This is a genomic window from Roseateles sp., assembly GCF_052436255.1.
In the GTDB taxonomy this organism is placed as follows: domain Bacteria; phylum Pseudomonadota; class Gammaproteobacteria; order Burkholderiales; family Burkholderiaceae_C; genus Pelomonas.
The window spans coordinates 33,356-57,535 of the sequence record NZ_JBQVNP010000003.1; the positions used below are offsets into that span (position 1 = coordinate 33,356).

Below are 24,180 nucleotides of genomic sequence, written 5' to 3' on the forward strand. Positions count from 1 at the left end.
GCAGAGAGCAACATCATGACCACCCACGACAACATCGTTCTCAACGTCAGCGGCGCGTCCAAGCGCTTTGGCGGCGTGCAGGCCTTGTCCGACGTCGGCATCCAGATCCAGCGCGGCCAGGTCTACGGCCTGATCGGCCCCAACGGCGCCGGCAAGACGACCTTCTTCAATGTCATCACCGGCCTGTACACGCCGGATGGCGGCAGCTTCGTGCTGGGCGGCACGCCCTATACGCCGCAGGCCGTGCACCAGGTCGCCAAGGCCGGTATCGCACGCACCTTCCAGAACATCCGCCTGTTCCCCGACATGACGGCGCTGGAGAACGTCATGGTCGGCCGTCATGTACGCACCAAGTCGGGCCTGATCGGCGCGGTTTTCCGCACGCCGAAGTTCAAGGCCGAGGAAGCCGCCATCAAGGCACGCGCCGAGGAACTGCTGGAGTACGTGGGCATCGGCAAGTTCGCGGACTACAAGGCCCGCACGCTGAGCTACGGCGACCAGCGCCGCCTGGAGATCGCCCGCGCGCTGGCGACCGACCCGCAGCTCATCGCGCTGGACGAGCCCGCCGCCGGCATGAACGCGACCGAGAAGGTCGTGCTGCGCGAACTGATCGACCGCATCCGCAACGACGGCCGCACCATCCTGCTCATCGAGCACGACGTGAAGCTGGTGATGGGCCTGTGCGACCGCGTCACGGTGCTCGACTACGGCAAGCAGATCGCCGAAGGCACACCCTATGACGTGCAGCGCAACGAGAAGGTGATCGAGGCCTACCTCGGCGCCAGCCACAAGAACCATTGAAGGGGACGAACAACATGGCACAAACCCTTCTCAAGGTCAGCGGCTTGAAGGTCGCCTATGGCGGCATCCAGGCTGTCAAAGGCGTCAGTTTCGAGGTGAACGAGGGCGAACTGGTCTCGCTGATCGGCGCCAACGGCGCCGGCAAGACCACGACGCTCAAGGCCATCACTGGCCTGCAGCCGGCGGCTGCGGGCAGCATCGACTACCTCGGCAAGGCCATCAAGGGCCAGGGCGCCTGGGACCTGGCCAAGCAGGGCCTGGTCATGGTGCCCGAGGGTCGCGGCACCTTCACGCGCATGACCATCATCGAGAACCTGCTGATGGGCGCCTACAACCGCAAGGACGGCGAGATCCAGGCCGACATGGACAAGGTCTTCGGCCTGTTCCCGCGCCTGAAAGAGCGCGCCAAGCAGTTGGCCGGCACCATGTCCGGCGGCGAGCAGCAGATGCTGGCCATGGGCCGCGCTCTGATGGCAAGACCGAAGGTGCTGCTGCTGGACGAACCGTCCATGGGCCTGTCGCCCATCATGGTGGACAAGATCTTCGAGGTCGTGAACGACATCCACCAGCAGGGCGTGACGGTGTTGCTCGTCGAGCAGAACGCCAGCCGTGCTCTGCAGCTGGCCAACCGCGGCTACGTCATGGAGTCGGGCGAGGTGACGATGGAAGGCGAGGGCAAGGCCCTGCTGAACGACCCCAAGGTGCGTGCTGCATATCTGGGCGAGTAACTGCGAAGCGCCGCCTACGGGTATTACTGTAAGGCGGCGTTGAATGCCGTTACGGGACAAGTACCGCCGATGGTTACCGTCGGCAATGTGCTGACGCGGCAATCTTGATGCAATACCGTCGTCACGCTTCCACCCGTCACGCCTGAAATGCTGGCGCCCAGAGTAGGGCAGCTGGCATTTGCTGAATTCTCGATATGGTAGTTCTGGTTGTCGAGAGATTCATTCACGCCGGAGTAATCCTGGACGTTGCGCTCATTGTCGTTGACGAAATCGGTCGCTGCATACTGAAAGCGGCAGACCTTCAAGTTGCCGCTGGTGCTCACGCCACCCAGCTTCACGCGGCCTGACCAGGCCCCATTCGGTGCCACCGGAATGACGCAAATATAGTACTGGTAGTTGGGGATGAGGGCTGCGGTATTCTGATCTCTAGCCTGTGCCACGGAACAGCTGATTGTTTTTCCGCCGGAATTATCCCAGCCCGTCAAGTTGTGGGTGTTGATGCCCGTGGGCATTGTCGCCGCCCCGCCTGAGCTGTTGCTCACCGCGCCGGAAATGTAGCCGGCAAGCAAATAGGCGTTGTAGGTGCTGCAGCCAGCGCTACCGGATCGGTAGTTCGCCGCGGTGATGTCGTCAGTCGCGCATTTTTCGACAACGTAACCCGTCACGTCGCTGAACACGATTGCGAAACCTGCCGGAAGTTGATAGGCGCTCTTGCCATCTCCGAGATCGCGCGCCTGAATGGGAATATTCAAATTGCGATTCTTGGGTCGCTTCAAATTGGTGTTATTGGGCAAGGGAAAAGCGAGAAACCCGGCGGCCTTGGGGTCCACGCGCGCGATGACGGAAGAGAGCGTGACATTCTGAACGGCGCCAGCGCGGTCGGTCCACGCAACGCTCACGCTGACGGATCGCTGCGAATCGGCCTCAACACCCCCAAGGCTCCAAGTGCGCGCAAAACTCGCGTTGGTGTTGACCGTGACATCGTTACCCACGTCATAGCCACTGATGGTGTCACTGCCTCCTGCCAGCGCGGCCCAGCCGCCGGTGGCTGAACCCAGGTGGGTGAAAGAACGCAAGCTCTCCATTTTGTCCTGCGCCAGGCGCATGGCTTCGGTCCGCTGCTTTGACACATCGGCATTGCGCGACAGGGCCAGCTGCATGCCCCCAAGCGCGAGCAGTCCGGACCCGACAATGACCAGGGCCACCAATGCTTCGACGATGGTAAATCCGGCCTGGGGCCGGGCGCGACGGGTGTTCATTTCCGGTCTCCTTAACTGCAAGTGCGCGCAGGGGGATGGGCGCCATTCAATTTGCATGAGTCCGTCCAGCTTCCGGGTACGCGCACCGCACCGGCTGAATCACGCCGGATGCCGCGCATGACCTTGGCGTCATATGCAATGGTGCCGTTGCCATTGCTTTGCTGATTTCGGCAGGCGACGATACCGCCATAGATATTGGCTGTTCCAGTGCCAAGATCGTTCACGTTGGCATCGTTTGAAAACACGACGCCATACACGCTGATGTTCCCATTGATATTGAACGCAGCCGGTGTCACCAAGGTTACGGGTCTGTCCGCTTCCCCCAGCGCGCCGCCGGGGAGGCCGGAGCTGTTGTTGAGCGAGACACCGTCCGGAAAATAGAAATTTCGCCAACCATCGTTGTACGCGGCAACCACGCTGGCCCCGCAGCTGCTGGCATTGGTGCAATTCGGTATCGACTTGACGTTCGTGGATTCCGAATATTCTTCAATGGTCGAGCCGAAATATGCCTTGAACATGGCGGAGTTGCCACAAGTCGGGTCAGAGCTGGCCAAGCTGGCGAGTGAACTATCGCCAGTCACTAGCGCATTGGCCGGCGGCAGGCCCGGGATGCTCGCCGTGGTGACCCCAGAGCCCAGGGTGACGGTGCCGCCAGCGTTGATGGTGACGCCGTTGGTGCTCAGATCGGTGTTGTAGATGTTGTAGGACCCGCCGGGGGCGCAGCTGCCGCCACAGGTCAAGGCGGCGGCCGGCCCGGCACGCAGCAGCGGCCGCAGCTTGATGATTGCCGAGACGGTGGCAACGCCATCGGGCCCTCCGGCCCCAGTGGCGGTACCGGGCCGGCAATCTCCGGTTGTCGCGGTGCATCCGGTGACGGTGACCAGTACGGCCTCCGGATCATGTTGGTTGGGGTGATCAGCAGGCGGAAAGGCGGCACGAACTGGCGCGAAGGCGACTGAAAATGCCGGCAATGCCACCGTGCCGACTGCGGGATACACCGCCGCGGACTCTTGAGTCTCACCGGTGGTGTAGTTCAGGGGCGTGGTGGAAGCATTGAGGTCCGGGCAACTGCAGGTCAGTGCAGTGCCGTTGATCTTGCAACCGGGATACGTTTTGCGCACCGGCACGATGGCCGTGGTGCTGTCGTAGAAATCGTAAAAGCCGCTCTCCGAGGCGTTGGCCGGGTCTGGACGGGCGCGGTTCCAGTAGGTCTGCAGGTACTTCTTGCGGAACGAGAGGTTGGTCGTGCTGAGCGGGTTGCAGTTGGTGTTGATGTCGAAGGGCGCGTTCATCATCCCGGTCACCCATTCGAGCCCGGCTTCCGCGATCTCATGGGCCACCGTGGAACGCACCTGGTTGGCCGACGTTTTCTGCTCGAAGATCAAGCTTCGGTTGAGATAGAACAGCACCAGCGACGCGATGAGCATCAGCAAAACTGATGTCACCATGGCCGCCGCACCTCTCTGGGAATGTGCAGCATGGGGTGGGGTCACCATGGCTTGCCTTTCATCAGCTGGGGCAACTGCCCGTTGTGTGGTCGTTGCGGATGCGCACGGTCTCTTGGAGTACGCGGGTGACGCCGCCGTCTCCGACGGCGGTTCCCTGAAGCAGCAGCCCATAGCTGCGCACGAACAGTTGAGGGCAAGACGCGCCGGTGCACAGCTTGGCGCAGGCGTTGGCCACGTTCAGCGGTGTTTCCGTTGGCGTGATCACGAACCGGTTGATCGTGACGATTCCCGGGTCGGTCATGGGTTGCCAGATGCCGTCGCCCGAGGCGTCGACGCCCAACCGCATCTTGATGGCGCCGGCGTCGAGCATGAAACCAAACTGCTCATCGGCCTGCCGGTCGTTGTCGGTGCAAGGTCCTGTTGCCGCGCAGCGGGCCGGCGAGATGGCCCTGTCTCTGGCGACGCTGTAGATCACGGTGGTGCCGGTCGCGCTGGCGGCGGCGTTGGGGTTGGGCGTGGCGAGCATGCCGGCTGCCGTTGTGACCGTGCCCGCGATCGAGTTCTCCCAATAACCTGCACGCCGCAAATCCCGCGCGATGACATCTGCAGCGGCGCGAAGGTCCTGATTGACGCGCGCCTCGATCAGCAGGCGGCGGCTGCTGCCGAGGTTGCCAATGAACAGGCTGGTGGCGCCCGCCACGACCACCAGGCCGATCGTCATTCCGATCATCAGCTCCACCAGCGACAGGCCCGCTTGCCTGTGACCACACACCCGCATGAGCTTCAGCATGGTGGGTACCCGCCAATAGAAGGTCCGTCAGGAGCGCAAAGGGACACCCGCCCGAGGCGGTTGACCATCGCACGCAGAGAACCACTGCGGTTGGACACGGTGATACTCAGGTCGGCCGCCGAACAGGTGGCGTTGGTACAACCGCGCAAGGCCAGGAAGGGGATGCTGGCGTCGCTTGTCACGCTCAGCCCGCTGCCTAAGATGATCGTCTTGTAGGTCTGGCTTTCGCGCGAGATCCTGTAAGCCGTCGCGCTGAGGGACGCCAATGTGACGATGTCGTTGTCCGATACGGCCTGGGATCGGGCGTATTGAAGGTCTGCGCTGAGTTCGTTGGCCGCGCCCTCCAAGCGCTTGCGCTCGATCAGTTGGATATACGACGGCAGGGCAACGGCCGCTATGACGCCGAGCACCGCAACGACGATCAACAACTCGGTGAGCGTGAATCCGGCTTGATGACCCCGTCGCATCACTTGCTCCAGCAGGCCGCCGGCCGATTGCTCGCCGCGCCGTTGTTGACGCTGATCGTCATCGTGGCGCAGTCGGTGTCGCGGGCCTGGCTCTTGCCCGAAACCGCGGTAGCCGTGGCCCAGTAGGCGCTGCCGGTGGGGGCCGATGCGCCGGAGCTGCTGATGGCGATGTTGTAGTAGCCGCCAGAGGAAACCGACGTCTGCCCCAGGCCGCCAGGCCAGGCCGCCGTCAGATTGGTTGCATAGGCAGGGTTCGCTGCGCGCCAACGTTCCTGGGCTTGCTGCAAGAGTGCCAGCGATTGCATGGCGTCGGCCCGACGCGACCGGAGCGTGTAGCTCGTGTAATTCGGGATGGCAATGGCAGCGAGCACCGCGATCACGGCAACTGCCACCATCAACTCGACCAGTGTGAAGCCGTTGTGCCGCGACCTGCGGCGAAGCGAAGAGGGAACTTGCCTTGTTATGGTCATGCCAGACTCCAAGTAGCGCCCACAGTCTGGCCCCTGACCCCCTAATTCGCAGTGTGCATATTGCACGAATGAGCGCTGCGACGCTGGTCGGTAGAAGCCGGCCGATAGCCGGCCAGGCATGCGGCTTCTGTCGAACTCAGACCACCGGCACGAGCTTGGAGCGCGCCCAGTCGTCGGCCACGCGCGCCGGCGTCGAGTCGGCTTTCTGCACGCGTTGCAGCAGCTCTTCGACACGCTCGGCGATCTTGCTGACCTCGGCCATCACGGCCGCCTCCTCGCCCTCGTTGCGGTACTCGCGGGCCACGCTGATGATGCCGCCGGCATTCACCAGATAGTCGGGCAGGTAGCAGATGCCGCGGCGTTGCAGCGCGTCGCCATCGGTGGCCGTGGCGAGCTGGTTGTTGGCCGCGCCGGCAATGAGCCTGGCGCGCAACGTCGGCACGGTCTGCTCGTTGAGGGAAGCGCCCAGGGCGCAAGGCGCCAGCACGTCCACATCGGCGGCGAGGATGTCGGCCACGCTTGCGGCCGTTGCGCCGAACTGCGCCACCGCGCGTTCCACCTTGGCGGCATCGACGTCAGCGACGACCAGCCTGGCGCCAGCCTGGTGCAGGAACTCCGCCAGATGCCAGCCGACGGCGCCCAGGCCTTGCAGCGCGACGCGCACGCCGTCCAGCGAGGCCCGGCCCAGCACCAGGCGGGCACCGGCCTGGATGGACACGAACACGCCCCAGGCCGTCTTGGGGCTGGGGTCGCCGCCGAAGGCGCCTTCGCGCGGGATGCCGCTGACATAGGGCGTTACGGCCTGCATGCCGCGCATGTCGGCGGTGGTCGTGCCGACGTCCTCGGCGGTGATGTAGGCGCCGTTCAGCGACTGCACGGCGCGGCCGAAGGCGGCGAACAGGGCAGGGTGGTCGAAGCCGCCTTCTGGCTTGAGGATGACGGCCTTGCCGCCGCCGAAGGGCAGGTCGGCCAGCGCGTTCTTCAGGCTCATGCCTTGGGAAAGGCGCAGCGCGTCGTTGAGCGCGGCGGCTTCGGATTCGTAATGCCACAGGCGGCAGCCACCGAAGGCGGGACCGCGGGCCGTGCTGTGCACGGCGAGTATGGCCTTGAGGCCGGTGGCAGGGTCGGTGGCGAGCAGCACGCGCTCGTGGGCGGCTTGCTCGGGCAGGCCGAAGAGGGAGGTGGGGTTCATGACGTCGGCGCTTTTGGCGCGGCAGTGAAAGAAGAACGGCCACGCTTTTGGCGCGGCCGTCGACAGTTTATCGGCGCAGCGGGGTCAGGGGCCTTGGAAACCGCCGCTTCTGAGCGTGATGACCAGCGTGTCGCGCCAGCCCCGTTCGCCGATGTTGACGGGCTGGATGGGCGTGGTTTCGTGGATGACGCGGGCGTCGTCCAGCAGCAGCGTGGTCCAGGGTTGGGTCATCGTGAAGCGCTGGCCGGCCGGGCCGTGGGCATCAAAGACGCGCGACTCGCCGCCCTTGACGCCCTGGCGGCCGACGAAGAGCACGGCCACCAGGTCGACGCCATCTCGATGGGCGCCCTCAGGCGTGGGCCGGCCGATGCCGTCACTGGTGTCGATGCGAAAAGGGTGGGCCTCAATGAACCAGGGCTGCTCGCCCTTGAGCGCGGAGGCCGTCCTGGCCAGGCCTAGCAGCAGGGCGGTCCAGGCAGGTGAATTGACCATCTCCTGTGCCAGCGGCACGAACCAGCGCTGAATGCCGCCGTGCAGCGCGTTGTAGTCCAGCGGTTGCCAATGCGCGCGGTGGGGTGCCGGCGTCAGCGTGCCGCCGTCTGCGATGAAGCAGCCATGGCGGCGGAAGCGGTAGCGGCCGCCGTCGCGCAAATAGCCGTCGGGCGGCAGGTCGTCCCAGCAGGGCTTGAGCGCGTCGAGGTCGGCAGCGCAGGCGCCCAGCACATGCAGCGAAGGCGGCGCGAGGACGGCCTCGCCATCGCGCCTGAGCGCCTCAACCAGTTCAGCGGGTGGCGTCCATGGCGGCTCGAACATCAGTGCTTGTCCGCTTCGGACGTGAAGGCGTCCGCGTAGAACTCGGCGTCAGGCAACTGGCATTGCGCAACGAAATCCTTGTGCGCGGAGTCGACCATGATGGGCGCGCCGCAGGCATAGACCTGGTGGCCCGACAGATCCGGCAGGTCTTCCATGACGGCGCGGTGGACGAAGCCTGTGCGGCCAGCCCAGCCCTCGTCGGGCTCGGACAGTACCGGCACGTAGCGCAGCTGTGGCCACTCGGCGGCTATCTGCGCCACCCAGTCGTTCAGGTAGAGGTCGGCCTGCCTGCGCGCGCCCCAGTACAGCATCATGGGGCGCTTGGACTCGATGTGGCGGGCGCGCTCGATGATGGCCTTGATGGGCGCAAAGCCGGTACCGCTGGCCAGCAGCACGATGGGCTTGTCGCTGTTCTCGCGCAGGAAGAAGCTGCCGAAGGGGCCTTCCATGCGCAGGATGTCCTTCTCTTTGAGCGCGCCGAAGACATGGTCGGTGAACTTGCCGCCGGGCATGTGGCGGACGTGCAGTTCAATCTGACCCGGCAGCGTGTGCGGCGCATTGGCCATCGAATAGCTGCGGCGCGCGCCGTCGCGCAGGATGAACTCGACGTACTGACCGGCGCGGAACTGGAAGTTCTGGTTGGCCGCGAGCTGCATGGTGAGTACGGCCACATCCGCCGCGGGCTTCATCATCGCGACGACGCGCGTGGGCAGCTTGAGCACCGGGAACTCGCCAGCGCCGGGCACCGTGCGGGCCTCGATGGTGCAATCGGTTTGCGGCCGGGCGCAGCAGGTCAGGACGAAGCCTGCTGCCTCCTCCTCGCTTGAGAGCGCCTTGGGCTGGTGGTTGCCGTGGATGACGGCGCCTTCGAGCAGCCTGCTCTTGCAGGAGCCGCAGGCGCCGTCTTTGCAGCCATAGGGCAGGCCGACGCCATTGCGGATGGCCGCGGCAAGCAGGGTGTCGTCGCCCTCGGTCTGGTAGACGCGGCCGGCGGGCTGGATCGTGATCTGGTGGGACATGGCTTCCTGAAAAGCAGCGGCCCCGCATGAATGCCCGGGGCCGTAGACTGCGCCGCATTTTGCCCGAGGCCCGCTTGACCCCACGACTCCTGATCATCGGCTGCGGCGACGTCGGCCTGCGCGTGCTGCGGATGCTGGCCGGTCGCTGGCGCGTCGTGGCGCTGACGTCCAGCCCCGCCCGCGCGGCCGAGCTGCGTGCGGCGGGCGCCACACCCCTGGTCGGCAACCTGGACGAGCCGGCAACCCTGGCGCGATTGGGCGGCCTGGCTGATCTGGTGCTGCATCTCGCGCCGCCCGCGCGTGGGGGTGCCGCTGATCAGCGCACCCGCCACCTGCTGCAGGCGCTCGGCCGCAAGCCCCCGGCGACACTGGTTTATGCGAGCACCACCGGCGTCTATGGCGATTGCGGCGGTGCGCTGATCGACGAGACCCGCGCGCTCGACCCGGGTACCGACCGCGCGCAACGCCGCGTCGACGCCGAGGCCCAGCTGCGCGCCTTCGGCCGCCGCCATGGCACGCGCGTCTGCCTGCTGCGCGTCCCCGGCATCTATGCGCGCGACCGCGAAGGCGGCCATCCCCGCGAGCGTCTGGCCCGCGGCACCCCGGTGCTCAGGCGCGAGGACGATGTATTCACCAATCACATCCACGCCGACGACCTGGCGCGGGCCTGCGTGCTCGCACTGCTGCGCGGCCTGCCGCAGCGAACGATCAATGTCTGCGACGACAGCGAGCTGCTGATGGGCGACTACTTCGACCTCGCCGCCGACCTCGCCGGGCTGCCACGGCCCGAGCGCATTTCACGCGCGCAAGCCGCTGAGCGCATGGGCGCGATACAGCTGAGCTTCTGGGGCGAATCACGCCGGCTGCGCAACGCGCGTCTCAAGCGCGAACTGCGCCTGCAGCTGCGCTACCCGACACCGCGCGAGGGCCTCTAGCCGCGGCGGCGCGGCGAGCGCCAGTGGCGGATCAGCAGCCAGGCGCCCAGCATGCCGCCGAGGTGGGCGAAGTGGGCCACGCCGCTGCTGCGATTGAAGCCGAGGATGAGTTCCAGCCCGCCGAAGATCGCGACGAAGTACTTGGCCTTCATCGGGATGGGCGGGATCAGCGGCACGATGATGCGGTTGGGGAACAGCATGCCGAAGGACAGCAACAGGCCGAAGATGGCGCCCGACGCGCCCACCGTCGGCGAACGCGAGCCGATGAACCAGGTGAAAAGCAACTGCACGAGGGCGGCAGTCAGCGTGCTGGCCACCAGGATCTGCGTGTAGCGCTTGGGTCCCCAGACCCGCTCCAGCTCGCCACCGAACATCCACAGGCCCAGCATGTTGAACAGCAGGTGCGTGAAGTCGCCATGCAGGAAGGCGTAGCTCAGCAGCTGCCAGGGCATGAAGGCGCCCGAAGCCAGCGGCCACAACTCGAACCAGAAAGCGAGGCTGGGAAAGAGTACGAAGAAGCAGAAGACACCGACGCAAGCCAGCAGGAAGGCTTTGGTGACCGTGGGCAGCGGAGGCATGAGGGTGGGACGGCGCGCCCGCAGGGGGCGCATGCACCGGAGGAGCCGGTGCTTACCGTTTTGAGTATGCCAGCACATGCCGGCCTGCTGTCTCGCCTGGTGCCCGGGGCCGGACTCGAACCGGCACACCTTGCGGCGGGGGATTTTGAGTCCCCTGCGTCTACCGATTTCGCCACCCGGGCCCGTCGGAAACAGCTTCTCGCTTGAGGCAGCGAGGGGGTGGATTATGCACTCGCCAAGGCTCGGGTTTCGCTTGCGCTGCCACAATCAGCGCCATGAACTATCCGACCCTCGAAGACGTCATCGGCGCGACGCCGCTCGTGCGCTTGCAGCGGCTGCCCGGTGACGATGCGCGCGGCAATGTGATCCTGGCCAAGCTCGAAGGCAACAACCCCGCCGGCTCGGTCAAGGACCGCCCCGCCATCAGCATGATCAAGCGCGCCGAGGAGCGCGGCGAAATCAAACCGGGCGACACGTTGATCGAGGCGACTTCGGGCAACACCGGCATCGCGCTGGCGATGGCCGCCGCGATCCGCGGCTATCGCATGGTGCTGATCATGCCGGAGGACCTGTCCATCGAGCGTGCGCAGACGATGAAGGCCTTCGGTGCCGAGCTCATCCTGACGCCCAAGACCGGCGGCATGGAATACGCCCGGGACCTGGCGGAGCAGATGGCCGGCGAGGGCAAGGGACGCGTGCTGGACCAGTTCGCCAATGCCGACAACCCGCGCGTGCATTACGAGACCACCGGCCCCGAGCTGTGGACGGACACCGGCGGGCGCATCACCCATTTCGTCAGCGCTATGGGTACGACCGGCACCATTACCGGCGTGTCGCGCTATCTGAAGGAAAAGAACTCGGCTGTGCGCATCGTCGGCGCACAGCCCGCCGAGGGCTCGCGCATCCCGGGCATCCGCAAGTGGCCCGAGGCCTACCTGCCCAGGATCTACGACCCCAGCGGCGTGGACGAATTGGTGCCGGTGAGCCAGAGTGATGCCGAGGACATGGCGCGCCGCCTGGCACGTGAGGAGGGCCTGTTTGCCGGTATTTCGGCCGCGGGCGCGTGCTGGGTGGCGCTGCAGATCGCACGCCGCGTCGAGAACGCGACCATTGCCTTCATCGTCTGCGACCGCGGTGACCGCTATCTGTCGACGGGCGTCTTCCCGGCATGAGCGCAGCGCCGGGCCGCCTCAAGCTAGCTCGCTCTCTCTCGGCGGGAAAGGCCGCAGGCCTCAGGGGGCACCAATGACAGTGTTCAAGTTCTGCCCTGCGTGTGCCGGCGAGCTGGCGCTGATCACGCTGGCCGAAGACGGCGGCGACAAGGCTCGCCTGCGCTGCCCCGCCTGCGGCTTCACGCACTGGAACAACCCGACGCCGGTGCTGGCCGCCGTCATCGAATGCACCGACCGCGGGGGCCAGGTCTTGCTGGCGCGCAATGCGGCGTGGCCCGGCAGGTTCTTCGGTCTGGTCACGGGGTTCATGGAGGCCGGCGAGACGCCCGAGGAAGGCATACGGCGCGAGATCGCCGAGGAGACTTCGCTGGAGGTCGATGCCTTGAACCTGCTCGGCGTCTGGGACTTCCAGCGCATGAACCAGATCATCATTGCCTATCACGCAGCCGCGCGCGGCGAGATCCGGCTGTCGCCCGAACTGGCCGAATACAAGCTGATCGCGCCCGAGGCCGTGCGCTGCTGGCCGCAGGGCACGGGTCAGGCGCTCGCGACTTGGCTGCGCTCAAAAGGCATCCAGCCGCAGTGGCTGGACCTCAAGAAAGAATGAACCTATGGACGTCCAACGCGAGATCGACACCCGGGGCTTGAACTGCCCCTTGCCCATCCTCAAGGCCAAGAAGGCCCTCGCCGAGATGCTCAGCGGCGAGCTGCTGCGGGTCGTGTCGACAGACCCGGGCTCGATGCGCGACTTCCAGGCCTTTGCGCGCCAGACGGGCAATGAACTCGTAGAACAGAACTCGTCGGCCGACGAATTCGTCCACGTGCTCAGGCGGCGCTGATCACAAGCCCAGGCCCTGCAGGAACTCCTTGAAGCCGGGGCCGAGCTGCGGATGGGCCAGCGCCAGCTCGACGTTGGCCTGCAGGAAGCCCTCCTTGCTGCCGCAGTCGTAGCGCTTGCCTTCGTAGCGATAGGCAAACACCTTCTCGCGGCGCAGCAGGCCGGCGATGCCGTCGGTCAGCTGGATCTCGCCGCCCACGCCGCGCGGCTGGTTGGCGATCTCGTGAAAGACACCCGGCGTCAGGATGTAGCGGCCGGCCACGCCCAGGCGCGACGGAGCGTCCTCGGGCGCGGGCTTTTCGACGATGCGGTTGACGTCCATCAGCTGGTCGTTGACCTGGGTGCCGGCGACGATGCCGTAACGGCGCGTGTGCTCGGCCGGCACTTCCTGCACGGCGAGGATGGAGGCACGCCAGTCGGCGAACTGGTCGACCATCTGCTTGAGGATCGGCGTCTCACCCACCATCAGGTCATCGGCCAGCAGTACGGCAAAGGGTTCGTTGCCGACCAGGCGCTGGCCGCAAAGCACCGCATGGCCGAGGCCGAGGGCCTGGGCCTGGCGCACATAGATGCATTCCATGTCGTCGGGCTTGACGCTGCGGACGACGTCCAGCAAGTCCTGCTTGCCGGATTTCTCCAGGGCCACTTCGAGTTCGAAGGTCATGTCGAAGTGGTCTTCGATGGGGCGCTTGTGTCGGCCGGTGACGAAAATCATCTCGCGCACGCCGGCGGCATAGGCCTCCTCCACCGCGTACTGGATCAGCGGCTTGTCGACGACCGGCAGCATTTCCTTCGGCTGGGCCTTGGTGGCCGGCAGGAAGCGGGTGCCGAGGCCGGCGACGGGGAAAATGGCTTTGGTGATCGGCGATTTGAGCGAAGAGGCCATGAACGTAAACTCGTTTGACGGGAGGCGCGCGAATTCTGTCACGCAGGGTGTGACGGTCTTCGTAGGACGCCGGCCCTATCCCTGAAACGAACACCCGGCGCCCACCCGTCAGTCGGCTCGACGCCACACTCATGACTGTCCTGATCCTCGAACCGCTGGAAGCCGATGTGGTGCAGTGGCTTGCCGAGCGCCACGACGCCCGTTTTGCGCCCGAACTCATCGGCGACATGGATGGCCTGCTGGATGCGCTGCGCGACTCGCGTGCGCTGATTGCGCCGCCCGAGGTCCGCATCGACGTCAAGCTGTTGCGCAGCGCGCCGACCCTGCTGGCCATCGGCCGGGCGAGCGGTGGCGCCGAGAACATCGACCTCGACGCCTGCCGCAAGGCCCGCGTGGAGGTCGTGCGGTCGCAGGCCTCCACGGCCAGCGCCGAGGCGGAGTTCGGCATCGGTGCGTTGCTGAGCCTGCTGCGCCGCGTGCCCATCGAGGGCAGCGACGGTCTCAAGGTCGGCCGCGAACTCGGTTGTTCGACCGTCGGCCTGCTGGGCCTGACGCCGGCGGCCCAGGTCATGACGCAGTTGCTGCATGCCTTCGGCTCACGCGTCATCGGCTATGACCCCGCCCTGCATCCCAGCGACGCGACCTGGGCGCGCTGGGGTATCGAGGCGGTCTCCCTGAGCGAGTTGGTGGCGCAGAGCGACGGCCTGGTGCTGCTGCTGCCCTATTTCGAGCGCTTTCGCGGCCTGATCGGCGAGCGGCAGCTGGAAAGCGTCCGTGCGGGCCAGGTCGTCGTGGGCTTGAGCCATTCCGCCCTGATGGACGAGGCGGCGCTGGCACGGGCGCTGCGCAGTGGCAAGCTGCGCGCGGCCTGGTTCGACAGCCTGGAGCCCGGATGGCTGGAGTCCGGCCGGGCGCTGCACGGCATCGCAACCCTGCAGGTCACGCCACGCCTGGCGGGTACGACACGCGAGTCCCGCGTGCGGGCGGCCTGGGCCGTGGCGCGCTGCCTGGATGAACTGTTGGCACCGCCGCCACCCGGCAACAAGGCGCCTGCCAAGGCCGCCGACGTCTACTGAGCGGCGGGCAGGCGGGCGAGTTGCTCGCGCAGCCGCGCCACCGTTTCCTTGAAGCCCGCCACGCGGGCGCGCTCCTGCTCGACCACGGCGGCTGGGGCGCGGGCGACGAAGCTCTCGTTGCCGAGCTTGGCTTCGGCCTTGACGATCTCGCCTTCCAGGCGCGTGGCCTCCTTGGTCAGGCGTGCGCGCTCGGCCTCGACATCGATCTCGACCTTCAGCGCCAGCTTGGCCGCGCCATGCACCAGCACGGGTGACGTGGCGCTCTGCTTGGCGAACTCGGCATCGTCGGCAATCAGCTCGACCGCGCTCAGCTTGGCCAGCACCTTCAGCACGGCCGCGGCTTCGCTCAGGAAGGAGAGGTCACCGCCGACCAGCAGCGGCACGCGGTCGCTCGGGCTCAGGGCCATCTCGCCGCGCAGGCTGCGCGTGACGCCGACCACCTCCTTGAGCTGGGCCATCCAGGCGTCGGCCTTCGGGTCGATGCGCTCGGGCTGGGCGACCGGGTAGGGCGCCTGACCGATGTAGTCGGTCGCCTTGCGGCCAGCCACCGGGGCGACGGTCTGCCACAGCTCCTCGGTGATGAAGGGCGCGATGGGGTGCAGCAGGCGCAGCGTCGTTTCCAGCACCCGGATCAGCGTGCGGCGGGTGGCGCGCTGCTGGCCCTCGTCGCCGGTCTGGATCTGCACCTTGGCGATCTCCAGATACCAGTCGCAGTACTCATCCCAGACAAAGCTGTAGACGGCGTTGGCGACGTTGTCGAGGCGGTACTCGGCAAAGCCCTGGGCTGCGGCGGCTTCCACGCGTTGCAGCTCGCTCGTGATCCAGCGATCGGCCTGGCTGAACTGGTTGTAGCCCGGCGGGCAGGCGCCCTGGTCGTGCGCGAGGCCGCAGTCCTGGCCTTCGGTGTTCATCAGCACGAAGCGCGTGGCGTTCCAGAGCTTGTTGCAGAAGTTGCGATAGCCCTCGCAGCGCTTGGTGTCGAAATTGATGTTGCGGCCCAAGGACGCGTAGCTGGCCATCGTGAAGCGCAGTGCGTCGGCACCGTAGGCCGGCATGCCTTCGGGGAACTCCTTCTTCACGCGGGCTGCCACCTTGGGCGCTGTCTCGGGCTTGCGCAGGCCCTGCGTGGATTTCTGGATCAGCGTGTCGAGGTCCACACCCTGGATCAGGTCCACCGGGTCCAGCACATTGCCCTCGCTCTTGCTCATCTTCTGGCCTGAAGAGTCGCGCACCAGGCCGTGGATGTAGACGTCCTTGAACGGCACCTGGCCGGTGAAGTGGGTCGTCATCATGATCATCCGGGCGACCCAGAAGAAGATGATGTCGTAGCCGGTCACCAGCACCGACGAAGGCAGGAAGAGTTCCTGCTCCAGAGTCTGCTCGGGCCAGCCCAGCGTAGAGAAGGGCACCAGGGCCGATGAATACCAGGTGTCCAGCACATCGGGGTCGCGGGTCAGCTCGCCGAGATAGCCGGCGGCCTTGGCGCGGGCCTGGGCCTCCTCCTCGCTGCGCGCGACGAACAACTCGCCGCCCGTGCCATACCAGGCCGGGATCTGGTGGCCCCACCACAGCTGGCGCGAGATGCACCAGTCCTGCAGATTGCCCATCCAGTGGTTGTAGGTGTTGACCCACTGCTCGGGGTGGAACTTGACCGCGCCGGTCTCGACGGCGGCAATCGCCTTGTCGGCAATGCTCTTGCCATCGGCGCTGGGCTTGGTGACGGCGACGAACCACTGGTCGGTCAGCATCGGCTCGATGACCTGGCCGGTGCGCTCGCAGCGCGGCACCTGCAGCTTGTGTTTCTTGACCTCGACCAGTAGGCCTTGCGCCTCCAGGTCCGAGACGATGCGTTTGCGGGCGACGAAGCGGTCCAGGCCGCGGTAGGTTTCGGGCGCGTTGTCGTTGATGCGGGCCTGCAGGTCCAGCACCGCGATCATCGGCAGCTTGTGGCGCTGGCCCACCGCGTAGTCGTTGGTGTCATGCGCGGGTGTGACCTTGACGACGCCGGTGCCGAACTCACGATCCACATAGTCGTCGGCAATGACGGGAATCTCGCGGTCCGTCAGCGGCAGCTTGACCAGCTTGCCGATCAGCGCGGCATAGCGCTCGTCCTCGGGGTGGACCATGACGGCCACGTCGCCCAGCATGGTCTCGGGCCGCGTGGTAGCCACCACCACCGAGCCGCTGCCGTCCGCAAGCGGGTAGCGGATATGCCAGAGCGAGCCGTCTTCCTCCTCGCTCGTCACCTCCAGGTCCGACACCGCCGACTGCAGCACCGGGTCCCAGCTCACCAGGCGCTTGCCGCGGTAGATCAGGCCTTCCTCGTACAGCCGCACAAAGGTCTCGACAACGACCTTCGAGAGCTTCTCGTCCATCGTGAAGTACTCATGGCCCCAGCTCACCGAGTCGCCCAGGCGGCGCATCTGGCCGGTGATGGTGTTGCCCGACTCCTGCTTCCAGTCCCAGACGCGCGCGACGAAGTTCTTGCGACCCAGGTCGTGGCGGCTTGTGCCTGCGGCCTGCAATTGCCGCTCCACGACGATCTGCGTGGCAATGCCCGCGTGGTCGGTGCCCGGCACCCACAGGGTGTTGTGGCCCAGCATGCGGTGGTAGCGCGTCAGCGAATCCATCACCGTCTGGTTGAAGGCATGGCCCATGTGCAGCGTGCCCGTCACATTGGGCGGCGGCAGCTGGATGCTGAAGGACGGCTTGGCCGGGTCCAGCGTCGGCTCGTACAAGCCGGCGGCTTCCCACTTCGGGCCCCAGTGGGCTTCCAGGGCGGCGGGTTCGAAGGACTTGGCAAGTTCGGTCACGGGGCGTGTCTCGGCTGGGCGGGCGGTGGTCTGGGCCGGCGATTTTACGGGCGGGCCCTCGTGGTCGATACAAAACGAAACCCGGCGATACGGCGTCGAGATGCTCTCCACGCAGGCGCCGGGAATGATGACTGCGACCTCAAATAGCGGGCTGGACAAGCCCACGGAGCCGCCCCATGAACTTCTTTCGCCGCTGGCACGCCCACCATGAGTTTCGCCATCACTTCGAGCACGGCCAACATTTCAGCCGCCATGCCGACGGCTTTGCCCACCTCCTCCTGTCCCGAGTCGGCGCCAGGCTGGATCTCGCCGACGAGCAGCGCCGCCGCTTTGCCGCCTGGGTCGAGCTGGTCCAGCGTCAGCGCGACGCGTTGACGACGCTGGCTCGCGGATCCCAGTTGGCAGCCCTCGTTGCCGACGAGCGTTTCGCGCGCGAACAGGCCCAGCAGCTGTTGACCGCCAAGCTGGATGCGATGCGCGCCGCCGGGTCCGAGGTGATCGCGGCCTTCGCCGAGTTCTTCGACTCGCTGGACGACGAGCAGCGCCAGGCGATGCGCTTCATGACGCAGCGCGGTGCGTCCGGTCGCACCTCGTCATGCGCCGGGCAGAATGGACCGCGACATGCACCAACTGCTGCTGATTGACGATGACGAGGCGCTGGCGGGGCCGCTGACGCAGTACCTGGCGCGCTTTGACTTTCGGCTCGAAGCCGTCACACGGCCCAGTGCTGCGCTGGCGCGCCTGGCTGCCGAGCGTTTTGACGCCCTCATCCTCGACGGCATGCTGCCCGAGATGGACGGCTTCGAGTTCTGCAAGCGGCTGCGCGGTGGCGCCGAGGCCTGGCGCGAGATTCCGGTGTTGATGCTGACGGCGCGCGGCGACCTGACTGACCGCGTCGTCGGCCTGGAGCTGGGCGCCGACGACTACCTCGCCAAGCCCTTCGAGCCGCGCGAGCTGGCTGCCCGGCTGCAGACCATCCTGCGCCGTACGCGGCTGGCCGCTGCCTCGCCCCAGGCTGCCTGCAAGCTGCGCTTTGAGGGCCTCGAGATCGATACAGCCCGCCGCCAGGTGCTGGGCGCAAACGGGGCCGTCGAGCTGACGGGCACCGAGTACGAGCTGCTGCTGATGCTGGCCCGCGAGCCGGGCCGCGTTTTCTCGCGCGACGACATCCTGAACCGGTTGCGCGGTCAGGAGGCCGAGCTGTTCACGCGTGCGGTCGACATCCTGGTCAGCCGCCTGCGCCGCAAGCTGGAGCCGCTGGCGGCGTTGAAGACCCTGCGCAACGCCGGCTACTGCTTTGCGCTACCGGAGCTGCGGGCGTGAAGCCGCACCCCAACGAGCACCGCTGGCGCGAGCGCTGCGAGCGCCAGCAGAGAAAGCGTGCCCACCGGTTGCGGCGCGACGTGGAGTGGCGCTGGCGCGCCCGCCACCGCTGGCATCAGCGCTGGCACCGCCACCACGCGCAGTTCAAGCACTCACTGGGCGCGCGGCTGATCGCTGTCTTCTTGCTGCTGGCCCTGACCAGCAGCGCCATCCTGTGGGGTTCGGAGGGCAGCGCCTACGGGCTGCTGTGGGCCGTGCCGGCGCTGCTGGCCGTCACGGGGCTGGCCTTCGGCATGATCCGCCACATGGTGGGGCCCCTGCATGCGCTGGCCCTCGGCGCCGAGGCCTTTGGCCGCGGCCAGTTCTCGCACCGCGTGCCGGTCATCCACAACGACGAGATCGGCGACCTGGCGCTGCGCTTCAACCAGATGGCCGCCGACATCCAGGCCATGCTGGACGGCAAGCGCGCGCTGCTGCTGGCCATCAGCCACGAGCTGCGCAGCCCGCTGACACGGGCGCGCCTGCATGCCGAGCTGGTCGGCGAGGGCGAATCGCGCGATGCGCTGCTGGACGAGCTGGCCCAGATGCGTGACCTCATCACGGCGCTGCTGGAGAGCGAGCGCCTGGGGAGCGGGCATAGCGCCTTGCAAGTGGTCGACTGCGATCTGGTGGCGCTGGTGCGCGAGCAGGCGCAGTCGGGCGTCGAACTGCTCATCGACCCCGACCTGCCGACGCTCAAGCTGGACCGGCTGCGCCTGCAGCTGCTGCTGCGCAACCTCGTGCACAACGCGCTGCGCCACAACGACGCGGCGCTGGGTGCGGTGCAGCTCAGGCTCTGCCGCGACGGCAGCGGCATCCGCCTGAGCGTGCGCGACTTTGGCGCCGGCGTGCCGTCCGAAGCGCTGGCGCAACTGGGCCAGCCCTTCTACCGGCCGGACGCGGCCCGGTCCCGGCACGAGGGCGGTGTCGGCCTGGGCCTTTGCCTGTGCCGCCTGGTGGCCGAGGCCCACGGCAGCCGGCTGGCATTGCGCAATGCCGGGCCGGGCTTCGAGGCCTCGCTGAGCCTGCGTTGAGCGAGGCCTGGCGCGGGCGGGGATGAGCAGGTGCTCGCCGGCGTTTCGCGGCGCCGAAAGCGGGTCACATGCGGGTCACATGAACAAATGTTCACCCGCGTTCTCGCCACCCAGCACCACATAGTTCACCTTGCGCAGGTCCGCCAGCTGCGTGCCGCCCGCATAGGAGATCGAGCTCTGCAAGTCCTCCTGCATCTCGCGCAGCGTGTCGCCGAACCTACCCTTGACCGGCTCCAGGATGCGCTTGCCTTCGACATGCCGGTACTCGCCCTTGTTGAAGTCCGAGGCCGAGCCGTAGTACTCCTTGTAGAGCTTGCCGTCGACCTCGACCGTCTGGCCGGGCGACTCCTCATGCCCTGCGAACAGCGAGCCGATCATCACCATCGAGGCGCCGAAGCGCACGCTCTTGGCGATGTCGCCGTGGTGGCGGATGCCGCCGTCGGCCACGATGGGCTTGGTGGCCACGCGCGAGCACCATTTCAGCGCCGACAACTGCCAACCGCCGGTGCCGAAGCCGGTCTTGAGCCGCGTGATGCAGACCTTGCCCGGGCCGACGCCGACCTTGGTGGCGTCGGCGCCCCAGTTCTCCAGGTCGATGACGCCCTCGGGCGTGCCGACATTGCCGGCGATGACGAAGGTCTCTGGCAGTTTCTGCTTGATGTGGGCGATCATGCGCTGCACGCTCTCGGCATGGCCGTGGGCGATGTCGATGGTCAGGTAGTCCGCGCCCACACCCTCGGCCGCGAGGCGGTCGACCAGCTCGAAGTCCGCCGGCTTCACGCCCACGCTCAAGGAGACGAGCAGGCCCTTGTCACGCATGTCCTTGGCATAGGCCAGGCTGTCGAGGTCGAAGCGGTGCATCACGTAGAAGTAGCCCTCGCGGGCCAGCAGCTCGGTGATCGGCTCGTCCACCACGGTCTTCATGTTGGCCGGCACGACTGGCAGCTTGAAGCGGTGCGGGCCGAACTGGACCGAGGTGTCGCAGTCGGAGCGGCTTTCCACGCGGCAACGGCGCGGCAGCAGCAGGATGTTGTCGTAGTCGAAGATTTCCATGGTTCAAGTTCGCAAGTTGCGGTGCGCGTTCATGCAGTGCGCGCCTGGGCTGCGAGCGCTTGACTTGCTTCGGCACGAGGGCTGGCGCCCTCGACGGCCAGGGAGGCCGTCGCGTCGCAGGCCAACTTCGCTTGCGAAGTCAAGGCGCGGACGCGCCGGGCCGAAGACAAAATTTGGGCCCGGTGATTGATTCTACGCAGGCCCCGTGACCTGGACGCGAGGCCTTGTCGCTAGGAGTGGTTGAAGATCTTGCGATGGATGCGCCGCGTTGTCTGCCAGACGGCCAGCAGCACGATGGGAATGGCCACGCCGGCCGCCAGCTCCGGCTGCACCGGCAGCCAGCCCTCGGTCTTCAGCGCCTTGAAGAAGTAGAGCAGCAGGCTGACGACGTAGTAGGTGATGGCCGCCAGCGACAGGCCCTCGACGGTCGCCTGCATGCGCAACTGGGTGCGCTGGCCTTCGCCGAGCTGCGTCAACAGCTGCTGGTTCTGCGCCTCGGTGGCGATATCCACCCGCGTGCGCAGCAGCGCGCTGGCGCGTGAGATGCGCTGCGACAGGCCTGCCAGGCGCTGCGCGGTCGCATTGACGGTGGCGATGGCCGGCCAGAGCCGGCGCTGCATGAACTCGCCCAGCGTCTGCGTGCCCGCCACCTTGCCCTCGTGCAGCTCGGCGATGCGCTGCTCGACGATGGCCTGGTAGGCCTGCGTCGCGGCAAAGCGGTATTGGTGCGATGCGGTCGCATGTTCGATGCGCGCGGCCGTCGAGATCAGGTCGTCCAGCAGTTCCGCTTCCGACGCACCGCGCTGCTCCAGCCGCGCGGTGATGTTGGCCAGCGTGGCCTCCACCTCGGCGAGCGTCGCGCCCAGCGACTTGGCCGCCGGCAGGCCGCGCAGCGCCATCAGCCGATAGGTTTCCAGCTCCAGCAGGCGCTGGCAGATGCGGCCTGCGCGCGTCTCGGGCGTCCCCGGCTCGGCCAGCACGACGATGTGCTCGAAGCCGGTGGCGCGCAGACAGAAGTCCGTCACCACCAATGAATGTCCGCCCATGGTCGACGCGACCACGGCATGCGCGCCGAACCAGGCCCGCGCTTCAGCCAGGGCGCTCGGCGCAAAGGTCAGCGGCCGCTCGATCATGACGAGCTTGATGGCCGCAAAGGTGCGCCCCGGGATGCGGCCCAGCCATTCGCTGGCCACCCGCAGCGCCAGTGCGTCCAGGGTCTGCGCGCTCGGCTCGGCGTCGGCGGGCAGTGGCTGCACCACCGCATAGCGGGTGAACTCCGCATGCCGCTCCCACTTCAACGAGAACTCGCCGCAGCGCAGGCGCAGGAAGTTGGCGTTCAGTGCGTCGGCGGCCAGGGCGTGCTGGCCGGGCAGGCGCTGCAGATGGGCATGCTCGTCGGCCCGGCTGACGCCGTCATTCAACACGGCGACGTGGACGATGACTGCCGGCAGCCGGATGCGCGCCGGCGGCCGGGCATGCACTTCGTTGTGCAAGGCCAGGCGAAGGCTGTCGTCGGGAGGTAGCAGGCTGTCTTCGTTCATGGTCCCAGGCTAGTGCGTAGAGATGGCGGCAGGCCGTCTCGATAAACTTTCAGGCTTCGTACTTCAACAGGCGGCGGCTTCCGTCTTCAATATGCAAGCTTCATTCCCGGCTGTGGTCATCAGCGGCACCGGCCTGTACCGCCCGCCCCATGTCATCACCAATGCCGAACTGGTCGAGGCGTTCAATGCCTATGCCGACCTGCAGAACGCGGAGCACGCCTCGGCGATAGCCGCCGGCGAGCGAGCTGCGCTGACGCATTCCAGCGTCGAATTCATCGAGAAGGCGTCGGGTATCAAGCAGCGCTATGTCATCGACAAGGCCGGCGTGCTGGACCCGACGCGCATGTACCCGCGCTTCACGCCGCGCGGGGACGACGAGATCTCATTGATGGCCGAGATTGCCGCCGACGCCGCGCGCAAGGCGCTCGAGCAGGCCGGCAAGACCGGCGCCGACATCGATGCCGTGCTCTGCTCCAGCGCCAACATGCAGCGCGCCTACCCGGCGATGGCCGTCGAGATCCAGCAGGCGCTGGGGGCCGGCGGCTACGGCTTCGACATGAACGTGGCCTGCTCGTCGGCCACCTTCGCGCTGGAACAGGCCTTCAACGCGGTGCGTTCAGGTGCGAGCAAGTGCGTGCTGGTCGTCAATCCCGAGATCACCTCGGCCCACCTGGAATGGCGCGACCGCGACTGCCACTTCATTTTCGGCGACGTCTGCACGGCCGTCATCGTCGAGCGTGCCGAGACCGCCACCGGTGCCGACCAGTGGGAGATCCTCGGCACCCAGCTCGCGACGCAGTTCAGCAGCAACATCCGCAACAACTTCGGCTTCATGAACCGCGCCGAGGACCGCGACCCGGACGACCGTGACCTGACCTTCTATCAGGAGGGCCGCAAGGTCTTCAAGGAAGTCGTGCCCATGGCCGCCGCTCACATCGAGGCCCACCTCGGCAAGCTCGGTCTGGAGCCGGCGCAGATGGCCCGCTACTGGCTGCATCAGGCCAACCAGGGTATGAACCAGCTCGTCATCAAGAAGCTCGTCGGCGCCGACGCGGGCAGCAATGTTGCGCCGCTGATCCTCGACGAATATGCCAACACCGCCTCGGCCGGCTCCATCATTGCCTTCCACCATCACCGCGGCGACCTGAGTGCCGGAGACACCGGCGTCATCTGCTCCTTTGGCGCCGGCTATTCCATCGGCAGCGTCGTCGTCAAGAAGCGTTGACGGCGCAACGAAAGCCCCAGCGTCCAAGGAAAGTGAGCGGGAGGTGAATCTTCGCCACTCCATGACACCGCGTTCCGCAGGGCATCCGCTATCGTGCGGCCCCGCGGCGACCCTCGCCGCCGTCACCACAGGAGCGTTTCATGATGTTGCGTCCCGGCCGAATTGTGCTTTGCTGCCTGCTGGCCGCCTTCACGCCGGCGGTGTTGGCCCAGGAGTTGCCGCGCAAGCAGTTCGAGGTCCGCGTTGAGGAGACCGGCACCCGCCTGGGCCGCACCGCGATGCGCTCGAGTTTGCCGTTGAACCGGCGCTATGCCGAGCTGGACGACGCTGAGAAGGCGCAGCTGAGGGCCAACTACGAAGGCATGCCCGCCGCCGACGAGCCGCCGTTTCCCGCTCAGGGCCTGTTGCCGATCTTCAACGCGCTCCATGAGGGTATGGACAAGCTTGGCGCCGTTGGCGAGATAACCCTCGTCGCCGATGTGGACACCGAAGGCAAGGTGCGGCATGTGGACGCCTTCGGCTCGATCAACCCGGACTTCGCCCGCTTCGCGTCGCGAGTGCTGACGGCCACGCCGTTCAAGCCGGGCGTCTGCGCCAGCAAGCCCTGCAACATGCAGTATGTGCTGAGGATGGCGTTCTCCAGGATCTGACCGAGGCCGAGCCGGACCGGGGCATCGGCT

The 24,180-nt window shown here is 66.7% G+C and carries 25 protein-coding genes and 1 tRNA gene; 12 read left to right on the forward strand and 14 right to left on the reverse strand.

The window, feature by feature from the left end; all coding sequences use genetic code 11:
• Positions 1–15: 15 nt before the first annotated feature.
• Positions 16–801, forward strand: coding sequence for an ABC transporter ATP-binding protein (locus ACT6S0_RS01290; RefSeq protein WP_444762107.1), 786 nt, complete (start codon positions 16–18; stop codon positions 799–801).
• Positions 802–815: 14 nt separating this feature from the next.
• Positions 816–1,529, forward strand: coding sequence for an ABC transporter ATP-binding protein (locus ACT6S0_RS01295; protein WP_444762108.1), 714 nt, complete (start codon positions 816–818; stop codon positions 1,527–1,529).
• Between the two features lie 23 nt (positions 1,530–1,552).
• Here ACT6S0_RS01295 and ACT6S0_RS01300 read toward each other — a convergent pair whose 3' ends face one another.
• The 8 genes from ACT6S0_RS01300 to ACT6S0_RS01335 all read right to left on the reverse strand — a co-directional run bounded on the left by ACT6S0_RS01300 (position 1,553) and on the right by ACT6S0_RS01335 (position 8,987).
• The gene (locus ACT6S0_RS01300) at positions 1,553–2,788 is read right to left on the reverse strand and encodes a type IV pilus modification PilV family protein (protein WP_444762109.1); all 1,236 of its coding nucleotides are present in this window, start codon (positions 2,786–2,788) and stop codon (positions 1,553–1,555) included.
• A gap of 11 nt (positions 2,789–2,799) precedes the next feature.
• Complete coding sequence (locus tag ACT6S0_RS01305) at positions 2,800–4,284, reverse strand: pilus assembly PilX family protein (RefSeq protein WP_444762110.1); 1,485 nt, start codon at positions 4,282–4,284, stop codon at positions 2,800–2,802.
• A 13-nt stretch (positions 4,285–4,297) separates the two neighbouring features.
• Positions 4,298–5,026 carry a PilW family protein gene (locus tag ACT6S0_RS01310; protein ID WP_444762111.1) on the reverse strand — a complete coding sequence of 243 codons (729 nt, stop codon included), beginning with the start codon at positions 5,024–5,026 and terminating at the stop codon, positions 4,298–4,300.
• Positions 5,020–5,493: a pilus assembly FimT family protein gene (locus ACT6S0_RS01315; protein ID WP_444762112.1), complete on the reverse strand. Its 474-nt coding sequence runs from the start codon at positions 5,491–5,493 to the stop codon at positions 5,020–5,022. Before ACT6S0_RS01315 ends, ACT6S0_RS01310 begins: the two co-directional genes overlap by 7 nt.
• Positions 5,493–6,083: a type IV pilin protein gene (locus ACT6S0_RS01320; protein ID WP_444762113.1), complete on the reverse strand. Its 591-nt coding sequence runs from the start codon at positions 6,081–6,083 to the stop codon at positions 5,493–5,495. The genes ACT6S0_RS01315 and ACT6S0_RS01320 overlap by 1 nt, the downstream gene beginning before the upstream one ends.
• Positions 6,084–6,099: 16 nt before the next feature.
• Complete coding sequence (locus tag ACT6S0_RS01325) at positions 6,100–7,155, reverse strand: Leu/Phe/Val dehydrogenase (RefSeq protein ID WP_444762114.1); 1,056 nt, start codon at positions 7,153–7,155, stop codon at positions 6,100–6,102.
• Positions 7,156–7,239: 84 nt separating this feature from the next.
• A complete protein-coding gene (locus tag ACT6S0_RS01330) occupies positions 7,240–7,968 on the reverse strand; it encodes a 2OG-Fe dioxygenase family protein (RefSeq protein ID WP_444762115.1) in 729 nt (242 codons plus the stop codon).
• A complete protein-coding gene (locus ACT6S0_RS01335; RefSeq protein WP_444762116.1) occupies positions 7,968–8,987 on the reverse strand; it encodes a CDP-6-deoxy-delta-3,4-glucoseen reductase in 1,020 nt (339 codons plus the stop codon). The genes ACT6S0_RS01330 and ACT6S0_RS01335 overlap by 1 nt, the downstream gene beginning before the upstream one ends.
• A gap of 26 nt (positions 8,988–9,013) precedes the next feature.
• Between ACT6S0_RS01335 and ACT6S0_RS01340 the strand changes: the two genes are divergently transcribed.
• A complete protein-coding gene (locus ACT6S0_RS01340; protein WP_444762117.1) occupies positions 9,014–9,922 on the forward strand; it encodes an SDR family oxidoreductase in 909 nt (302 codons plus the stop codon).
• On the opposite strand, the gene ACT6S0_RS01345 is transcribed toward ACT6S0_RS01340, so the two are convergent.
• A complete protein-coding gene (locus tag ACT6S0_RS01345) occupies positions 9,919–10,500 on the reverse strand; it encodes a rhomboid family intramembrane serine protease (RefSeq protein WP_444762118.1) in 582 nt (193 codons plus the stop codon). The genes ACT6S0_RS01340 and ACT6S0_RS01345 overlap by 4 nt on opposite strands.
• 97 nt (positions 10,501–10,597) lie before the next feature.
• Positions 10,598–10,682 (reverse strand) — tRNA-Leu (locus ACT6S0_RS01350).
• 93 nt (positions 10,683–10,775) lie between these two features.
• Here ACT6S0_RS01350 and cysM point away from each other — a divergent pair.
• From cysM to ACT6S0_RS01365, 3 genes are all read left to right on the forward strand, one after another.
• Entirely contained in the window at positions 10,776–11,672 is an 897-nt protein-coding gene (cysM, locus tag ACT6S0_RS01355; protein ID WP_444762119.1) for a cysteine synthase CysM, read from the forward strand.
• Between the two features lie 73 nt (positions 11,673–11,745).
• Positions 11,746–12,279 carry an NUDIX domain-containing protein gene (locus ACT6S0_RS01360; protein ID WP_444762120.1) on the forward strand — a complete coding sequence of 178 codons (534 nt, stop codon included), beginning with the start codon at positions 11,746–11,748 and terminating at the stop codon, positions 12,277–12,279.
• Positions 12,280–12,283: 4 nt separating this feature from the next.
• A complete protein-coding gene (locus tag ACT6S0_RS01365) occupies positions 12,284–12,511 on the forward strand; it encodes a sulfurtransferase TusA family protein (protein WP_444762121.1) in 228 nt (75 codons plus the stop codon).
• Here ACT6S0_RS01365 and galU read toward each other — a convergent pair whose 3' ends face one another.
• Positions 12,512–13,396: a UTP--glucose-1-phosphate uridylyltransferase GalU gene (galU, locus tag ACT6S0_RS01370; RefSeq protein WP_444762122.1), complete on the reverse strand. Its 885-nt coding sequence runs from the start codon at positions 13,394–13,396 to the stop codon at positions 12,512–12,514.
• A 131-nt stretch (positions 13,397–13,527) separates the two neighbouring features.
• Here galU and ACT6S0_RS01375 point away from each other — a divergent pair, with 131 nt between their 5' ends.
• The gene (locus tag ACT6S0_RS01375) at positions 13,528–14,472 is read left to right on the forward strand and encodes an NAD(P)-dependent oxidoreductase (RefSeq protein WP_444762123.1); all 945 of its coding nucleotides are present in this window, start codon (positions 13,528–13,530) and stop codon (positions 14,470–14,472) included.
• On the opposite strand, the gene ACT6S0_RS01380 is transcribed toward ACT6S0_RS01375, so the two are convergent.
• Entirely contained in the window at positions 14,466–17,285 is a 2,820-nt protein-coding gene (locus tag ACT6S0_RS01380; protein WP_444762124.1) for a valine--tRNA ligase, read from the reverse strand. The two genes, ACT6S0_RS01375 and ACT6S0_RS01380, sit on opposite strands and share 7 nt — an antisense overlap.
• Before the next feature lie 176 nt (positions 17,286–17,461).
• On the opposite strand from ACT6S0_RS01380, the gene ACT6S0_RS01385 reads away from it, so the two are divergent.
• Genes ACT6S0_RS01385 through ACT6S0_RS01395 form a run of 3 tightly spaced genes read left to right on the forward strand, consistent with a single transcriptional unit; the run spans position 17,462 to position 19,681 of the window.
• Entirely contained in the window at positions 17,462–17,929 is a 468-nt protein-coding gene (locus ACT6S0_RS01385) for a Spy/CpxP family protein refolding chaperone (protein WP_444762125.1), read from the forward strand.
• Positions 17,907–18,608 carry a response regulator transcription factor gene (locus ACT6S0_RS01390; RefSeq protein WP_444762126.1) on the forward strand — a complete coding sequence of 234 codons (702 nt, stop codon included), beginning with the start codon at positions 17,907–17,909 and terminating at the stop codon, positions 18,606–18,608. Before ACT6S0_RS01385 ends, ACT6S0_RS01390 begins: the two co-directional genes overlap by 23 nt.
• Positions 18,605–19,681, forward strand: a complete 1,077-nt coding sequence (locus tag ACT6S0_RS01395; protein WP_444762127.1) for an ATP-binding protein — start codon at positions 18,605–18,607, stop codon at positions 19,679–19,681. Before ACT6S0_RS01390 ends, ACT6S0_RS01395 begins: the two co-directional genes overlap by 4 nt.
• 75 nt (positions 19,682–19,756) lie before the next feature.
• Here the strand turns inward: ACT6S0_RS01395 and ACT6S0_RS01400 are convergent, their stop codons facing one another.
• Both ACT6S0_RS01400 and ACT6S0_RS01405 read right to left on the reverse strand, forming a co-directional pair.
• Positions 19,757–20,734: a GMP reductase gene (locus tag ACT6S0_RS01400; protein ID WP_444762128.1), complete on the reverse strand. Its 978-nt coding sequence runs from the start codon at positions 20,732–20,734 to the stop codon at positions 19,757–19,759.
• A gap of 230 nt (positions 20,735–20,964) precedes the next feature.
• Positions 20,965–22,275 carry a DUF3422 family protein gene (locus tag ACT6S0_RS01405; RefSeq protein ID WP_444762129.1) on the reverse strand — a complete coding sequence of 437 codons (1,311 nt, stop codon included), beginning with the start codon at positions 22,273–22,275 and terminating at the stop codon, positions 20,965–20,967.
• A gap of 91 nt (positions 22,276–22,366) precedes the next feature.
• On the opposite strand from ACT6S0_RS01405, the gene ACT6S0_RS01410 reads away from it, so the two are divergent.
• Both ACT6S0_RS01410 and ACT6S0_RS01415 read left to right on the forward strand, forming a co-directional pair.
• Positions 22,367–23,500 carry a beta-ketoacyl-ACP synthase III gene (locus ACT6S0_RS01410; RefSeq protein WP_444762130.1) on the forward strand — a complete coding sequence of 378 codons (1,134 nt, stop codon included), beginning with the start codon at positions 22,367–22,369 and terminating at the stop codon, positions 23,498–23,500.
• 140 nt (positions 23,501–23,640) lie between these two features.
• Entirely contained in the window at positions 23,641–24,150 is a 510-nt protein-coding gene (locus ACT6S0_RS01415; protein ID WP_444762131.1) for a hypothetical protein, read from the forward strand.
• Positions 24,151–24,180 lie beyond the last annotated feature (30 nt).

Excerpts from the sequence above, each read along its gene's own strand:
- ACT6S0_RS01300 (WP_444762109.1), bottom strand. The coding sequence starts at position 2,788 with ATGAACACCCGTCGCGCCCGGCCCCAGGCCGGATTTACCATCGTCGAA.
- ACT6S0_RS01340 (WP_444762117.1), top strand. The coding sequence starts at position 9,014 with ATGAATGCCCGGGGCCGTAGACTGCGCCGCATTTTGCCCGAGGCCCGC.
- ACT6S0_RS01315 (WP_444762112.1), bottom strand. The coding sequence starts at position 5,493 with ATGCGACGGGGTCATCAAGCCGGATTCACGCTCACCGAGTTGTTGATC.
- ACT6S0_RS01325 (WP_444762114.1), bottom strand. The coding sequence starts at position 7,155 with ATGAACCCCACCTCCCTCTTCGGCCTGCCCGAGCAAGCCGCCCACGAG.
- ACT6S0_RS01320 (WP_444762113.1), bottom strand. The coding sequence starts at position 6,083 with ATGCCTGGCCGGCTATCGGCCGGCTTCTACCGACCAGCGTCGCAGCGC.
- ACT6S0_RS01335 (WP_444762116.1), bottom strand. The coding sequence starts at position 8,987 with ATGTCCCACCAGATCACGATCCAGCCCGCCGGCCGCGTCTACCAGACC.
- ACT6S0_RS01330 (WP_444762115.1), bottom strand. The coding sequence starts at position 7,968 with ATGTTCGAGCCGCCATGGACGCCACCCGCTGAACTGGTTGAGGCGCTC.
- ACT6S0_RS01360 (WP_444762120.1), top strand. The coding sequence starts at position 11,746 with ATGACAGTGTTCAAGTTCTGCCCTGCGTGTGCCGGCGAGCTGGCGCTG.
- ACT6S0_RS01305 (WP_444762110.1), bottom strand. The coding sequence starts at position 4,284 with ATGGTGACCCCACCCCATGCTGCACATTCCCAGAGAGGTGCGGCGGCC.
- ACT6S0_RS01400 (WP_444762128.1), bottom strand. The coding sequence starts at position 20,734 with ATGGAAATCTTCGACTACGACAACATCCTGCTGCTGCCGCGCCGTTGC.
- ACT6S0_RS01375 (WP_444762123.1), top strand. The coding sequence starts at position 13,528 with ATGACTGTCCTGATCCTCGAACCGCTGGAAGCCGATGTGGTGCAGTGG.
- ACT6S0_RS01385 (WP_444762125.1), top strand. The coding sequence starts at position 17,462 with ATGAACTTCTTTCGCCGCTGGCACGCCCACCATGAGTTTCGCCATCAC.
- ACT6S0_RS01310 (WP_444762111.1), bottom strand. The coding sequence starts at position 5,026 with ATGCTGAAGCTCATGCGGGTGTGTGGTCACAGGCAAGCGGGCCTGTCG.
- galU (WP_444762122.1), bottom strand. The coding sequence starts at position 13,396 with ATGGCCTCTTCGCTCAAATCGCCGATCACCAAAGCCATTTTCCCCGTC.
- ACT6S0_RS01365 (WP_444762121.1), top strand. The coding sequence starts at position 12,284 with ATGGACGTCCAACGCGAGATCGACACCCGGGGCTTGAACTGCCCCTTG.
- ACT6S0_RS01390 (WP_444762126.1), top strand. The coding sequence starts at position 17,907 with ATGCACCAACTGCTGCTGATTGACGATGACGAGGCGCTGGCGGGGCCG.
- ACT6S0_RS01410 (WP_444762130.1), top strand. The coding sequence starts at position 22,367 with ATGCAAGCTTCATTCCCGGCTGTGGTCATCAGCGGCACCGGCCTGTAC.
- ACT6S0_RS01290 (WP_444762107.1), top strand. The coding sequence starts at position 16 with ATGACCACCCACGACAACATCGTTCTCAACGTCAGCGGCGCGTCCAAG.
- ACT6S0_RS01415 (WP_444762131.1), top strand. The coding sequence starts at position 23,641 with ATGATGTTGCGTCCCGGCCGAATTGTGCTTTGCTGCCTGCTGGCCGCC.
- ACT6S0_RS01345 (WP_444762118.1), bottom strand. The coding sequence starts at position 10,500 with ATGCCTCCGCTGCCCACGGTCACCAAAGCCTTCCTGCTGGCTTGCGTC.
- ACT6S0_RS01405 (WP_444762129.1), bottom strand. The coding sequence starts at position 22,275 with ATGAACGAAGACAGCCTGCTACCTCCCGACGACAGCCTTCGCCTGGCC.
- cysM (WP_444762119.1), top strand. The coding sequence starts at position 10,776 with ATGAACTATCCGACCCTCGAAGACGTCATCGGCGCGACGCCGCTCGTG.
- ACT6S0_RS01295 (WP_444762108.1), top strand. The coding sequence starts at position 816 with ATGGCACAAACCCTTCTCAAGGTCAGCGGCTTGAAGGTCGCCTATGGC.